Below are 13,359 nucleotides of genomic sequence, written 5' to 3'. Positions count from 1 at the left end.
CCGGCGCTGGAAATGCAAGTCGAAACCTTCATTTCCGAGCGGCGGAGCGTGTCCCCCGCGGCGAGGTGCGGCTTCTAGACAGCCCCCTGCCCCGCCGCAACCCAATTTCGTCCGGCCGCGCCGGTTAGCTGTGAGCGGATCTGTGCATGAAATCCCTCTCGGGCGCCCGGGCCTGGCCAAGCGGAACCGCTTGCGCACCCCGCCATGCAGCCTCCATAGAGCGCTCTATAAGGAGAGACGCCGCCGATGTTGTCCCAGAAAGCCCGCTACGCCCTGCGCGCCATGGTCGAACTAGCCCGCGCGGAAGAGCAGGTCACGGCCGGCGAACTGGCCCTGCGCGCCGACGCCCCCCGCAAGTTCCTCGAAGCCATCCTGCTGGGCCTGGCCCGCCACAAGCTGGTGACCAGCCGCCGCGGCAAGTTCGGCGGCTACCTGCTGGCCCGTCCGGCGGAAGAGATCAGCTTCGCCGAGATCATCCGCCTGGTCGACGGCCCGCTGGCCCTGGCCCCCTGCGTCAGCCGCACCGCCTTCCGCCGTTGCGAGGACTGCAGCGACCTGGCCACCTGCGCCCTGCGCGAGGCCCTGCTGCGGGCCCGCGACGCCACCGCCGCCGTGCTCGAGGGCTACAGCCTGGCCGACGCGGTCGCCGGCCAGGGCGCCGAACTGATCGGCTGATCCTCTCCTATAAGAGAGCGCGCATGAGAAAGGCCCGCCCTCGACGAGGACGAGCCTGCTTCCGCGCTCTCTACAAGAAGAGCGCCTTACCCCATCGCGAAGATCCCGCCGTCAGCCGGCGGCGATGTAGGCCTTCAGCCCGTCGGCCTCGGCCTGGGCTTCCTGGATCTTGTATTTCACCAGGTCGCCGATCGAGATGATGCCGACCAGGCGTCCGCCCTTGGCCACCGGCAGGTGGCGGATCCGGCGGTCGGTCATCTTGGCCAGCAGGTCGTCGACGCTTTCATCGGGCTGGGCGAAGATCACGTCGCGCGTCATGCAGGCCGAGATCGGCTTGGCCAGCGCGGACGCGCCCTCCTTGGCGATCTGCCGCACGATGTCGCGTTCGGACAATATGCCGGCGATGGACTCGTCGGCTTCGAGCACCACCATGGCGCCGACCTTGCGGCTGTGCAGAAGCGCCGCGGCCGCGCCGACCGTTTCCTGGGGCGAGGCGGTGAACACCAGGTCGCCCTTGGTCTTCAGGATCTGAGACACCAACAAAACGCAATCCTCCCTGATCGCTCTTTTGCGTAACGAGGGTCTCGCAAACCCGCGCCCGGATCAATGGCGGAACGCCGGCGACCGCGACACGGCGCGCCCAATTGGCCGCGCCCGGCGCGTTTAACCAATTCTGGATACCTTACCGCCTAGGATGACGTGTCCGGTTTTGGCACGGGGGTTGCTTGCAAGCCCCGGACAGACAGTCGCGGAGCCCGTCATGGCCTCAAAGAAGAACAACAAGCCCCTGGTTCGGGCCCTCGGCGCGGTCGCCGCCGTCGCCGGCGTGCTGATCCTGGACGCCGCCGCTCCGGCCATGGCCCAGACCATGAGCAGCAATTCCGCGTCGTTCAACGCCGGCTACGGCCGCGTGGCCGGCCAGGAAAACCACGTCGTCGACTATTCGACCCGCGACGCCAACGGCAACCGCGTCATCGTCGACGGCGTCATGCTGACCGGCAGCGACCAGAGCGTCTATTCCAGCCGCAGCTCGTCGGGCTCGCTCGACAGCTATTCGGGCGTGGGGAGCCTGGGCGGCTTCTCCGGCTCGACCGCGATCGGCAACAACCTGACGGTCATCACCCAGGGCAACAACAACACGGTGATCGTCAACTCCAACCAGGTCAACAACGGCAATGTCAGCGCCGGCGCGTCGACCAACGGCGGTGTCTCCAATGGCAACTAAGCGCGTCTTCCTGATGGTCGCGGCGGCCTGCACGGCGCTCAGCGCCTGCGGCGGCGGCGTGCCCAAGCGCCTGGACGCGGGCAACTACGCCCGCCCGATCGGCACCGCGCCGGTCACGGCCAATCCCACCCCCTATTCCACCGCGCTGAACTGCCTGGCGTCTTACGCCCGCCAGAACCGCGTCGCCGCCCCGCGCATCGCCGTGGGCCGCATCGCCGACTACACCGGCAAGGAAGAGTCCGACGGCTCGGGCCGCAAGGTCACGCAAGGCGCCTCGCTGATGGCGATGACCGCCTTCGCCAAGGCCGGCATGCCGATGGTCGAGCGCTTCGACACCTCGGTTTCCGAACTGGAGCTGAAGTACGCCAACAACAAGCTGATCTCCGACCGCCCGGCCCCGACGCCGGACGCCCCGGCCGACTATCGCAAGATCGTCGCCGGCCAGGTCGCGGGCTCGGACTTCTATCTCGTCGGCGGCGTCACCGAGCTGAACTACAACATCCACTCGGCGGGCGCCGACCTCTATGGCGGCGACATCGACACCGACGGCCTGAAGGCCAACTTCAAGCGCCGCCTGTTCGTGATGAACATCGCCATGGACCTGCGCCTGATCAACAGCCGCACACTGGTGGTGGAAGACGTCATCTCCTACCAGAAGCAGGTGATCGGCCGCGAAGTCAGCGCCGGCATCTTCGCCTTCGCCAACAACAACCTGTTCGACCTGTCGGCCGGCAAGGGCGCGCTGGAGCCGGTGCAGCTGGCCGTGCGCTCGCTGATCGAGCGCTCGGTCGTCGAGATGAGCGCCAACCTCTACGGCATGCCGGGTCCGCAAAGCTGCCTGCAGTCGGATCCGTTCGGGGCCGACACCGTCGGCGTCACGGGCGCCTTCACGCCCGCCTACAACAACCTGGGAAGCAACAATGCGCAGACCCGCGAAGATCCGTCTCGCTGGAACGATCGCAGCGATCCCTCTGTGCGTCGCGGCCGCTACTAGCGCCTTCGCCCAGGGCCAGGTTCTCAACGACCAGCTTAACCTGGGCGAGGTGTTCAGCGAGCAGACGCTGAACGTCGTCACCGTCGAGGAAGGCGTCAGCGCATCGACCGCCGCCACCGGCAACAATGTCGGCATCGCCGGCGCGCGCGTGGACGTCGACGCCACCTCCAACCAGGTCAACCAGGGCTCGGTCTACGGCCACACCGTGGTCAACGCCTCGGGCTCGATGGGCGCCTCCAGCGTCGTGGCCACCCAGGCGGCCGGCAATTTCGGCAACGCCGGGGCGGAAGAAGCGACCTACCGCGGCTTCATGGTGCAGACCAACAGCGGCGCGGTCACCGCCCGCGGCCAGGTCGAGGGCGAGACCGCCCGGGCCGGCGACATCGCCGTCGACACCCAGGCCACCGGCAACACGCAAGGGCTGTGGCTGCAGAACGGCGCGGCCGGGGCGCGGATCAGCCAGGCCAATTCGGGCGACGTGATGGCCGACGGCGGCGCGATCGTGCAGTACGTCAGCGGAACCTCGACCGTGGCCGGCACGGCGGCGGGCAACCACATCGACATCGACGGCGCCAACCAGTCGGCCGCCCGCGTCATCACCGACCAGGGCAACACGTCCGACCTCGTGCAGGCCAGCAAGTTCACCGCCTACGGCAACGCCTACCTGACGCAGACCTCGACCTCGGCGGCGGGCAACAACCTCAACGCCACCAATGTCGGCCCGCTGCTGGACGTGGCCAACCACCAGTACAACACCGCCTATGTGCGCTCGCAGGCCGAGACCACGTCCTACCAGTTCGGCGCGGCGAACAGCAGCGCCTATGGCGTGGGCAACGCCGCGGTCGTCAGCAACACGGGCGCGGCCCTGGTGCTCGACAACGTGCAGACCAACGACGGCGGCGGCGTGGAAGTGATCGCCAGCGCCGAGGGCCACGACGGCTACGACATCGGCGCCCGCGCCACCGCGGTCGGCAACTCGGTCGGGGCCTATGTCTGCGGAACCTGCGGCGGCTCGATGACCAGCAGCAACACCCAGGTCAACAACGCCGACGTCTCCTCGCGCGCCACCACCACCGTCACCGGCTCGGCCCGCTCGATCACCAGCAGCGCCCGCGCCGTCGGCAACGACGCGGCCTTCTACGTGAAGTCGAACTAGGCGTCGGGATCCTCTCCCTTTGGGGGAGGCAGCCCGAAGGGCCGGAGGGGGCCAGCGCCGGCGCCAAGTGGTCCCCCTCAGTCGCTCCGCGACAGCTCCCCCAGAGGGGGAGCATCTGACGGTCGGACGGGGATAGAGCCTCGTCCATCCCCGGCGATTGTCGAAAACTCCTGAACCAATCCAACCACTTGCAAATTTCTCACGCCCATCGATCAGACGCGCTGAATCCCGGCGCATAATCATCTGGTCCCGTCGCAGGGAGAGGGCGCAAGGATCCGGCCCGAAGCGGCGACGTGGATGCGATCGAGCGGGTTTAGAGGGCGGGGGACGTAAACCCGCCTATCGGTTGGTTCGCCTGTCATGAACCTCCGCCCGTCCAAGGGTCCGCGCCGCCATGCACGCCTGGCCGCCAAGAAACGGGGCGCACTGCATGGGGAAGGGGCAAAAGGCGGAAGAGGCCTGCGCGTCCCGGCCTGAGGAATAACGATCGCGCGGGGCGTTTAAGCTTCGTCGAAACGGTACTTGAAACAAACACATCCGGGCGAGGCCCAGACGCCCCGCGCCCTCTCCATCAACTTCCGTGGTTTCCACGAGAGGCTGAGAAGCCGTGCGTCCTTCGAGGCTCGCCTTCGGCTCGCACCTCAGGATGAGGACCCTGGTTGCACGGCTCTCCTCGGCACACTGACTTCCTCATCCTGAGGCGCCCGCGCAGCGGGCCTCGAAGGACGCAAGGCGCCAGCCAGGATCCTCCCCCTGAAGGGGGAGCATCTTGGCGCCGTCTACCGCCCGTACACCGCGTCCCGCAGTTCGCGCGTCACCTGGCCGTTCATGCCTTCGAAGGCGGTGTTGGTCAGCAGCACCACGGTCAGCTTCGCTTGCGGATCGACGAACCAGTTGTGGCCGTAGACTCCGCCCCAGGCCAGGGTGCCGGCGCCTTGCGGGGTCTTGGCGATCGCCGGATCGTCGAGCACGGCCCAGCCGTAGCCGAAGCCCCAGCCGGGACCTTGCGTCGCGGCCTTGATCCCGGCCTGGTCGGTGGTCATCGCCTGGACGCTGGCGGCCGACAGGATCGGGCCGCCGCCGGTGCGCACCGCCTCCAGCAGGGCCAGCACGTCGCCGGCCGTGCCGACCATGCCCGCGCCGCCCGAGGGGAAGGCGGTCGGGTCGACGGCGCGGCTGGGCGCCATGCGCACCGCGGTCGCGCCCAGCGAGACGTCCTGGTTGTCGGTGATGCGGGTCGGCGCAGGCGCGGCGTTGGCGTAGGGCGTGGCCAGGCGGGCCGGGTCGGCGGCCTGGAAGCCGGCGTCCTTCAGGCCCAGGGGTTCGGTGACGGTGCGCGCCACCACCTGCGGCAGCGGCCGGCCGTCGGCCTTTTGCGCCACCAGGCCCAGCACGTCGATGGCCAGCGAATAGCGCCAGGCCGAACCGGGCGCGAAGGCCAGCGGCCCCTTGCCGATGCGGGCCACGTCCTCGTCCAGCGTCAGGCCCGAGATGTCGAGCCCGTCCGAGACCCCCAGCTTGTGGTACGGATGGTCGGCCTTTTCCGACAGGCCATAGGTCAGGCCGGCGGTGTGGCTGAGCAGCTGGCCCAGCGTGATGGTCGGGGTCGAGCCGTCGGCCAGGGCCGGCTTGAAGTCGGGCAGCCACTTGGTCACCGGGTCGGCCAGCGACAGCTTGCCCTCTTCGGCCAGCCGCATGATCGCCGCGCTGACGAAGGGCTTGGTCACCGAGGCCAGGCGGAAGACCGTGTTCTCGCGCATCGGCGCCTTGGCCTCGCGGTCGGCCAGGCCCGCGGCCCGGTGATAGACGAGCTTGCCGTCGCGAGCGACCAGCACCACCGCGCCCACCAGCCGCTGGTCGGCGACCGCCCGGTCGAGCACGGCGTCGATGCGGGCCGACAGCGCGGCGTCCGGGGCCAGGGGGACGACGGCCGGGGCCGCCTGGGCCAGGGCCATGGCCGGCGCGCCGGACAGAACAGCCAGGGCGGCGACGCCCGCAAGCCAAAGACGCATGTCGGCACTCCCTCGTCGCCGGAAGCGTTCCGGCCCCATAGGGAGTGGGCGGCCGATCGCCCTTGCGCAAGGCGGCCCGCCCAGTTTCCCACAGGCCAGGCGCGCGGATGTTGCAATTCTGAAGCGACGGACGCCGACTTCGCCGCCGGTCGGCCTTGCTTGCGCCACGCGCGAAGGCTTAGCTGCCGCCCCGACACTTCCGGTAATCGAACGGTCTCCATGATCTCTGTCTCGCGCCTGGCGCTCGTCGTTTCCGCCGGCCTGGCGCTCACCGCCTGCTCCACCCTGTCTTCGGTCCTGCCCGGTTCGGACAAGAAGGCCGACGCCGCGCCGTCGTCGGCGGCCCCGGTTCCGGCCAAGGCGCCCGCCGCGCCGGTCAAGACCGCCGGCCCGCAGTTCTCGGATCTCAAGCCCGGCCAGTGGCCGCAGGAGGTCTCGGACGTCGCCGTCGATCCGGCCATCCGCTTCGGCGTGCTGCCCAATGGCATGCGCTACGCCATCCGCAAGAACGCCACCCCGCCCGGCCAGGGCGCCCTGCGCCTGTGGTTCGACGCCGGCTCGCTGATGGAGGCCGACGACCAGCAGGGCCTGGCCCACTTCCTCGAGCACATGGCCTTCAACGGGTCGAAGAACGTGCCCGAAGGCGAGATGGTCAAGATCCTCGAGCGCCGCGGCCTGGCCTTCGGGGCCGACACCAACGCCTCGACCAGCTTCGACGAGACCGTCTACACGCTCGACCTGCCCAAGACCGACGACCCGACCGTCGACGACGCCATGATGCTGCTGCGCGAGGCCGCCGGCGAGCTGACCATCGACCAGGCCGCCGTCGACCGCGAGCGCGGCGTGGTGCTGTCGGAGGAACGCACCCGCGACAGCCCCGGCTATCGCGTGTTCAAGCAGGGCTTCGCCTTCAACCTGGAAGGCCAGCGCCCGCCCCAGCGCCTGCCGATCGGCCAGACGGAGGTGATCTCCACCGCCCCGGCCCAGCGCATCCGCGACTTCTACGAGGCCTGGTACCGGCCCGAGAACGCGGTGTTCGTGGCCGTCGGCGACTTCGACGTCGACGCCATGGAGGCCAAGATCAAGGCCCGCTTCGGCGACTGGAAGGGCAAGGGCGAGCCGGGCGCGCGTCCCGACCTCGGCGCCATTCCCCAGCGCGGCCTGACCGCCAAGGTCATCGTCGAGCCGGGCTCGGGCGAGTCCGTCCAGCTGGGCTGGGTGCAGTCGCCCGACCTGCGCATCGAGAGCAAGGCCTCCGACCGCGAGTACATGCTGGAGTCGCTGGGCATGGCGGTGCTGAACCGTCGCCTGCGCGCCCTGACCCGCAGCGCCGAACCGCCGTTCATCTCGGCCGGCGCCCTGCGCAACGACCAGTACCACGCCGCCCAGATCAACGGCCTGTTCGCCCAGGTGAAGCCGGGCGGCTGGAAGGCGGCCCTGCAGGTGCTCGACCAGGAACAGCGCCGCCTGATGCAGTTCGGCGTGCGCCAGGACGAACTGGACCGCGAGCTGGCCGCCATGCGCGCCTCGTACGTGGCGGCCGCCGCCGGCGAGGCCACCCAGCGCACGCCCGCCCTGGCCGGCCAGATCGTCGGCACGCTGGGCGACCGCGAAGTGGTCACCAGCCCCTCGCAGAACCTGGCCGCCTTCGAGGCCATCACCAAGGACCTCAAGGCCGAGACCGTCTCGGCCGCGGTCAAGACGCTGTTCGCGGGCCAGGGCCCGCTGATCGTGCTGCCCACGCCCACCGCCATCGACGGCGGCGAGGCCACGGTGACCGCAGCCTACCAGGAGTCCGGCAAGACGCCGGTGACCCCGCCGGCCGCGCCCGCGACCACGACCTGGCCCTATGCGGTGTTCGGCTCCACCGGCAAGGCGGTCGAGCAGAAGGACGTCGCCGATCTCGACACCGTCTTCGTGCGCTTCGAGAACGGCGTGCGCCTGACGGTCAAGCCGACCAAGTTCCGCGACGACCAGATCCTGGTGAAGGCCCGCATCGGCAACGGCCTGCTCGACCTGGCCAAGACCGGCCAGAGCCCGCTGTGGTCGGCCTCGTCGATGATCGAGGGCGGCCTCAAGCAGATCACCGCCCAGGACATGGAGCAGGTGCTGACCGGCAAGGTGTGGAACGCCGGCCTCGGCGTCGAGGACGACGCCTTCGTGCTGTCGGGCCGCACCCGCCCCGAGGACCTCTCCACCGAGCTGCAGGTGCTGACCGCCTACGCGTCGGACGCCGGCTGGCGGCCCGAGGCCTTCAACCGCGTGAAGACCTATTACGGCACGGTCCACGACCAGCTGGAGCGCACCAGCGGCGGCGTGGTCACCCGCGACCTGTCGGCGCTGATGCACCCCGGCGACGAGCGTTTCGCCTTCCCCGACCGCAAGGAGATCGCCGACGGCTCGATCGACCAGCTGAAGTCGGCCGTGGGCGGTCCGCTGGCGACCGGCCAGATCGAGGTGGTCGTGGTTGGCGACACCACGGTCGAGAAAGCCATCGCCGCCGTGGGCGAGACCTTCGGCGCCCTGCCCGCCCGCACCGGCGTCCCGGCGCCGGCCGACGCCGCCCAGATCGCCTTCCCGGCCCCGTCCAAGGTTCCGGTGGTGCGCACCCACAAGGGCCGCGCCGACCAGGGCCTGCTGTTCATGGCCTGGAAGACCGACGACCTGTTCAGCGACCTGCAGCGCTCGCGCAACACCCAGGTCCTGGCCTCGGTGATGCAGCTGCGGCTGACCGACGAGCTGCGCGAGAAGCAGGGCGCGACCTATTCGCCCTCGGTCTCGGCGACCCACAACGCCACCTTCCCCGGCTGGGGCTATATCGGCCTGTCGGTCGAGGTCCCGCCCGAGAAGATCGACCAGGTGATCGCCAGCGTCCGTCAGATCGCCGCCGACCTGCGCGACAAGCCGGTCACTGCCGACGAGCTGGAGCGGGCCAAGCTGCCGCGCATCGACCAGCTGGAGAAGGCGCGCGAGACCAACGAGTACTGGCTGGGCGCGCTGTCGGGCGCGCAGACCGACCCGCGCCTGCTGGACGCCACCCGCTCGGTGATCGCCGGCCTGCAGCGCGTCACCGCCGCCGACGTGCAGAAGGCGGCCCGCACCTTCCTGTCCGACGACAAGAGCTGGACCTTCGAGGTCAAGCCGGAGGGCAAGTAACTGCCTCCCGTCCCTTCTCCTCACGGCGAAGGGACGGGGCGACCGGATCTGACGCAGCTCCGCCGCACATTGATATGCGTGAGGCTGGAGGACTGGATGGATATCAAGCTGCCGCGCTGGCTGCTCAGGAAGCTCGTGAAGCGCAATCCCTGGCTGCTGTCGAACGAAGGAAACGTGCGCCGGGCCCTCGTGCTGGACTTCCTGCTCTTCGAACTTGAGATCGAGTCGGATCTGTCGCTCGACCCCAAGCTAAAGGCACAGCTCCAGGCGGAGCGCGACGTCGCCGCCGCCCGAGACTGAACCAGCCAGAAAAGAAGGCCTCCGTCCTTTCGGACGGAGGCCTTCTTTTCTGGACCTTCGCTTTAGGAAAGCGCGGCCCTGGGCGATCAGTAGACGACGCCGCCGACGCCGCCGTCGAGGCTGAGGCTCATGCTCGAGCTGGACTCGCGCACGGTCTCTTCGCGATAGGCGGTGTAGGTCTCGGTGGTCAGGATCGACAGGATCTTCACGCCGGCGCCGTAGCGGCGCAGCAGCGAGCGCTCGTTGCAGTCGCGGGCCGGGCGCTGCGGACGGCAGACCAGGGTCCCGCCGGCTTCGCCGCCCTGCCCCCCACGCGCGCCGGGCACGTGATAGAGGGCCTCGTTCTTGGCGCAGATATAGGTCTGGCCGCCGGTGCTGGCGTCGATCAGGCCGGAATATTCGCCCACGACGTACTGCATGCGGCTGCCGGCGATGCAGCGATAGAGCTCGCCGTCATAGAGGTCGTCGATCTCGCGGTCGGGGGTGACCTGCGAGGCCGGGTGCGGGATGTCCTTGTCGTCCAGGCAGACGGCGCGGACGACCACGCGCTTGAAGCGGGTGCGGGTGGCCTCGTAGGCCGTGCGGCGCGCGGCTTCGCCGCCGGTGACGTTGAGGCCCTGGATGTAGCCGGTGGGCTGGGGCCCCGAATAGTAGCCGCCGTGGGCGCCGCCGCCGTAATAGACGGTCGCGCCGGCCGAGGCGTTCGATCCGGCCCGCACCGAGGCGTTGGCGCTCGCATTGGCGTTCACGTTGACGTTCACGTTGACGTTGGTCTTGCCGCCGCCGCCCCAGTGGCCGCCACCGCCGCCGCAGCCGTTATCGCAGCCGCTCGGCGGCTTGGGCGGGCGCGGGGGCGCGGGCGGAGGCGCGCAGCAGGTCGGAGGCGTCGGCGTGCAGCCGCTGTTGCATTGGGCGTAGGCGACGCCGCCCACGAAGAGTCCGGCCACGGCCGCCCCGATGGCGATCCACAGCTTGGACACGGTCAGTTTCGGCGCCGTCATGGCGTCTCCCCTTCACACAGCGTGCGTCTTCCAGCCGGTTCTCCAGCAAGAAACAAGCCATCGGCCCGTCACGCCCCGACTCTGTGCCAAGACGATACGACGGGGCTCCTGGCCCGGTTCTCCTAGCAAGCCCCATGCGGTCGATCTGGACCGCGAAAGGACCCGCAAGGGGACGACGATGTTCCATCCAAGCACGGAACGGTTGATAGACTATTGGCGAAGCCGGGCCGGCGAGGGCCGGATGCCCGCGCGCGCCAGCGTCGATCCGGGCGATTTCCTCGACCTGCTGCCCCAGGTGTTCATTCTCGGACGCGGCGCCGGCCGCTATCCCTTCCGCCTGGCCGGCGGCTTCGTCACCGACCTGCACGCCCGCGACCTGCGCGGCGAGGACCAGCTGTCGATGTGGGCGCTGTCGCACCGGCTGGAGGTGAAGTCGGCGCTTGAGGTCGCGCGCCGCCGGGGCGAGCCGGTGGTGGTCACCGCCGACATCCGCGCCCACGGCGTGGCCTCGGTGGGCATGGAGGTGCTGCTGGCCCCGATGACCGGATCCAGCGGCGAAGCCGACCGTTTCCTGGGCCTCTACCAGCCGATCGCCATGATGCAGCGCCTGATGGGCCGGCCGGCCTACGAGCTGGGCGTGCGCCGGATCCAGGCCCTGGCCCCGACCAACGCCGAGGCGCCGCGCCTGCGGCTGGCCAGCCTGGACGGCCGCCTGATCGCCTGATCGCCTGAGGCGGCGACATACGAGTTTCCTCCCGTGCTCTGGCGGGAGGTTTTGCGTCGGCTTGCCGGAGACGACGCCGGAAGGACGGAGGGGTGCTCGGGAGAGCGCCGCCACGGCGGGAGCGCCCCTCCGTCCGACCCTTGCGCCCCTAGAGGCTCGGGTTCCGAGCCGTGACCACCCAGCCCGCGCCCGCGATCACCACCGCCTCGTCCACGGCCTTGGCCGCGAAGGCCTCGCGCACGAGCGGGATCGCCTGCTGGCGCACGGCGTCCGGCTGATCGGCCAGGGCCCGGGTCAGGGGGCCGACCTGGAAGGCCAGGTCCACCGCATCCTCGATCGCCGCTTGCCGGGTCTCGCCCTCGCCAAAGGTGATGGGATGATCGATGGCCGCAAAGGCGATGTCGACGAAGCCGGCCTCGCGCAGGATCCGCTCCACCCGGACCTTGTCTCCGAACGAGAACGGCCCCGGCGCCTCGAGCGGCGGCGGGGCGGGCGCCCCGATGATCGGCGCGATCGCCTTCATCGGCAGGCGCACCCAGTCGTTTTCGGCCGCCCCCCGCCAGCAGACGAAGGCCAGACGCCCGCCCGGCTTCAGCGCCCGCCGCATGTGGGCGAAGGCCCCCGCCGGCTCGTCGAAGAACATCACGCCAAAGCGCGAGAACAGAAGGTCGAACTGCTCGACCGGCAGCAGGGCGCGGCTGGCGTCGGCGACCTGGAACCGGGCGTTGACGACATCCGCCGCCAGCTCCCGCGCCCGGGCGACCAGCGGCTCGGAGACGTCGACGCCCAACACCGCGCCCGAAGGCCCGACCTGGGCGGCGATCTCCAGGCTGCCCGCCCCAGCCCCGCAGCCGATATCCAGCACCTGCTCGCCCGCGGCCGGCGCGGCGGCGGCGATCGCTTCGGCGCCATAGGCCCCCAGCATGCGATCCAGCCGCGCCTGGTTGGCCACCCAGCGCTCGCCGGTGCGGCCGTTCCAGTCGGCGATCTGGTTCACGTTGCGCTCGGTCATCGGCGGCCCCTTAGTTGAGAATTAATCTCAACAAGATGTAATCGCTGACGCCGCGTCTGTCGACTACCGCCCGGCCGCGTCCAGCGTCGCGATCACCTCGGGCGGCAGGGTCAGGCGCACCCCGGCCAGCAGTTCCTCCAGCTGGGCGACGCTGGTGGCGCTGGCGATCGGGGCGGTGATGGCCGGGTGGGCGACGATCCAGGCCAGGGCGACCTGGGCCTGGGTCGCGCCCGTGGCCTCGGCCGCCTCGTCGAGCGCGGCCAGGACCCGGAAGCCTTTCTCGTTCAGATAGTCGCGCGCGACGGTGCGGCCCCGCGCCTTGCCCTCCAGGTCGGCCTCGCTGCGGTACTTGCCGGTCAGGAAGCCGGCGGCCAGGCCGTAGAACGGGATGATCCCGACCCCCTCGCGCGCCGCAAGGTCGGCCAGCGGCCCCTCGACCTCGTCGCGGTCGTAGAGATTGAACTTGGGCTGGATGGACTCGTAGCGGACCAGGCCCTTGTCGGCCGAGGTCTTCAGCGAGGCCTCCAGGCGGTCGACCGAAAAGTTCGAGGCGCCGATCGCCCGCACCTTGCCGGCCTTCACCAGCCGGTCGAAGGCCTCCAGCGTCTCGTCCTGCGGCGTGGCCGCATCGTCCTCGTGCGACTGGTAGAGATCGACATAGTCGGTGTTCAGCCGGCGCAGCGAGTCTTCCAGCGCCGCGACGATGTTGGCGGCGGACAGCCCGGGGCGCTTGGGCGACTTGGCCACCTTGGTCAGGATCTTGATGCGGTCGCGCCGACCGCCGGCCGCCAGCCAGCGGCCGATGACGGTCTCCGACTCGCCGCCCTCGTGCCCGGGAACCCAGACCGAATAGGCGTCGGCCGTGTCGATCGCGTCGAAACCGCCGTCGACGAAGACGTCGATCAGGCGGAACGAGGTCGCTTCGTCGGCCGTCCAGCCGAAGACGTTGCCGCCGAACACCAGCGGGGCGATCGAAAGGCCGGAGCGGCCGAGGGGGCGTTGGCTCATGAGCGGGTCCTTGTTCGCAAGACGGCCGGAAGTGTGGGCGGGTTTCCCCGCCCCCGCCCAATCAAACTTCGAAATAAGACCTATTGGGCGCGAACT

The 13,359-nt window shown here is 69.9% G+C and carries 12 protein-coding genes; 7 read left to right on the top strand and 5 right to left on the bottom strand.

Annotated features, from left to right (window positions below):
• Positions 1-246: 246 nt before the first annotated feature.
• Entirely contained in the window at positions 247-675 is a 429-nt protein-coding gene (locus tag G5B46_RS19910) for an Rrf2 family transcriptional regulator (RefSeq protein ID WP_165261727.1), read from the top strand.
• Between the two features lie 111 nt (positions 676-786).
• Here G5B46_RS19910 and G5B46_RS19905 read toward each other — a convergent pair whose 3' ends face one another.
• Positions 787-1,218, bottom strand: a complete 432-nt coding sequence (locus G5B46_RS19905) for a CBS domain-containing protein (protein WP_165261725.1) — start codon at positions 1,216-1,218, stop codon at positions 787-789.
• Between the two features lie 313 nt (positions 1,219-1,531).
• Here G5B46_RS19905 and hfaA point away from each other — a divergent pair, with 313 nt between their 5' ends.
• From hfaA to hfaD, 3 genes are read left to right on the top strand one after another with little or no spacing between them, the layout of a single operon-like run.
• Positions 1,532-1,900, top strand: coding sequence for a holdfast anchoring protein HfaA (hfaA, locus tag G5B46_RS19900; protein WP_165261751.1), 369 nt, complete (start codon positions 1,532-1,534; stop codon positions 1,898-1,900).
• The gene (gene hfaB, locus G5B46_RS19895) at positions 1,890-2,894 is read left to right on the top strand and encodes a holdfast anchoring protein HfaB (RefSeq protein WP_165261723.1); all 1,005 of its coding nucleotides are present in this window, start codon (positions 1,890-1,892) and stop codon (positions 2,892-2,894) included. The genes hfaA and hfaB overlap by 11 nt, the downstream gene beginning before the upstream one ends.
• Entirely contained in the window at positions 2,821-4,050 is a 1,230-nt protein-coding gene (hfaD, locus tag G5B46_RS19890) for a holdfast anchor protein HfaD (RefSeq protein ID WP_165261721.1), read from the top strand. Before hfaB ends, hfaD begins: the two co-directional genes overlap by 74 nt.
• A gap of 779 nt (positions 4,051-4,829) precedes the next feature.
• Here the strand turns inward: hfaD and G5B46_RS19885 are convergent.
• Positions 4,830-6,062, bottom strand: coding sequence for a serine hydrolase domain-containing protein (locus G5B46_RS19885; RefSeq protein WP_165261719.1), 1,233 nt, complete (start codon positions 6,060-6,062; stop codon positions 4,830-4,832).
• A 219-nt stretch (positions 6,063-6,281) separates the two neighbouring features.
• On the opposite strand from G5B46_RS19885, the gene G5B46_RS19880 reads away from it, so the two are divergent.
• The gene (locus G5B46_RS19880) at positions 6,282-9,218 is read left to right on the top strand and encodes an insulinase family protein (RefSeq protein WP_165261717.1); all 2,937 of its coding nucleotides are present in this window, start codon (positions 6,282-6,284) and stop codon (positions 9,216-9,218) included.
• Positions 9,219-9,314: 96 nt separating this feature from the next.
• Positions 9,315-9,518, top strand: coding sequence for a hypothetical protein (locus tag G5B46_RS19875; RefSeq protein ID WP_165261715.1), 204 nt, complete (start codon positions 9,315-9,317; stop codon positions 9,516-9,518).
• 86 nt (positions 9,519-9,604) lie between these two features.
• Here the strand turns inward: G5B46_RS19875 and G5B46_RS19870 are convergent, their stop codons facing one another.
• Positions 9,605-10,519, bottom strand: a complete 915-nt coding sequence (locus tag G5B46_RS19870) for a hypothetical protein (protein ID WP_205691775.1) — start codon at positions 10,517-10,519, stop codon at positions 9,605-9,607.
• Between the two features lie 178 nt (positions 10,520-10,697).
• Here G5B46_RS19870 and G5B46_RS19865 point away from each other — a divergent pair, with 178 nt between their 5' ends.
• Positions 10,698-11,243, top strand: a complete 546-nt coding sequence (locus tag G5B46_RS19865; protein WP_165261713.1) for a PAS domain-containing protein — start codon at positions 10,698-10,700, stop codon at positions 11,241-11,243.
• Positions 11,244-11,391: 148 nt separating this feature from the next.
• Here the strand turns inward: G5B46_RS19865 and G5B46_RS19860 are convergent, their stop codons facing one another.
• Entirely contained in the window at positions 11,392-12,255 is an 864-nt protein-coding gene (locus G5B46_RS19860) for a class I SAM-dependent methyltransferase (RefSeq protein WP_165261711.1), read from the bottom strand.
• A 63-nt stretch (positions 12,256-12,318) separates the two neighbouring features.
• Positions 12,319-13,263, bottom strand: a complete 945-nt coding sequence (locus G5B46_RS19855; protein ID WP_165261709.1) for an aldo/keto reductase — start codon at positions 13,261-13,263, stop codon at positions 12,319-12,321.
• Positions 13,264-13,359: the final 96 nt, after the last annotated feature.

This window comes from Caulobacter sp. 602-2 (assembly GCF_011043625.1).
In the GTDB taxonomy this organism is placed as follows: Bacteria; Pseudomonadota; Alphaproteobacteria; order Caulobacterales; family Caulobacteraceae; genus Caulobacter.
Note: the sequence above shows the minus strand (reverse complement) of the source record. Positions and strands in the feature narration are given on the sequence as shown.

Bases quoted from the DNA above. Each gene is read 5' to 3' on its own strand.
- G5B46_RS19885 (WP_165261719.1), bottom strand. From the start codon at position 6,062: ATGCGTCTTTGGCTTGCGGGCGTCGCCGCCCTGGCTGTTCTGTCCGGC.
- hfaD (WP_165261721.1), top strand. From the start codon at position 2,821: ATGCGCAGACCCGCGAAGATCCGTCTCGCTGGAACGATCGCAGCGATC.
- G5B46_RS19870 (WP_205691775.1), bottom strand. From the start codon at position 10,519: ATGACGGCGCCGAAACTGACCGTGTCCAAGCTGTGGATCGCCATCGGG.
- G5B46_RS19865 (WP_165261713.1), top strand. From the start codon at position 10,698: ATGTTCCATCCAAGCACGGAACGGTTGATAGACTATTGGCGAAGCCGG.
- G5B46_RS19855 (WP_165261709.1), bottom strand. From the start codon at position 13,263: ATGAGCCAACGCCCCCTCGGCCGCTCCGGCCTTTCGATCGCCCCGCTG.
- G5B46_RS19880 (WP_165261717.1), top strand. From the start codon at position 6,282: ATGATCTCTGTCTCGCGCCTGGCGCTCGTCGTTTCCGCCGGCCTGGCG.
- G5B46_RS19910 (WP_165261727.1), top strand. From the start codon at position 247: ATGTTGTCCCAGAAAGCCCGCTACGCCCTGCGCGCCATGGTCGAACTA.
- G5B46_RS19875 (WP_165261715.1), top strand. From the start codon at position 9,315: ATGGATATCAAGCTGCCGCGCTGGCTGCTCAGGAAGCTCGTGAAGCGC.
- G5B46_RS19860 (WP_165261711.1), bottom strand. From the start codon at position 12,255: ATGACCGAGCGCAACGTGAACCAGATCGCCGACTGGAACGGCCGCACC.
- hfaA (WP_165261751.1), top strand. From the start codon at position 1,532: ATGGCCCAGACCATGAGCAGCAATTCCGCGTCGTTCAACGCCGGCTAC.
- hfaB (WP_165261723.1), top strand. From the start codon at position 1,890: ATGGCAACTAAGCGCGTCTTCCTGATGGTCGCGGCGGCCTGCACGGCG.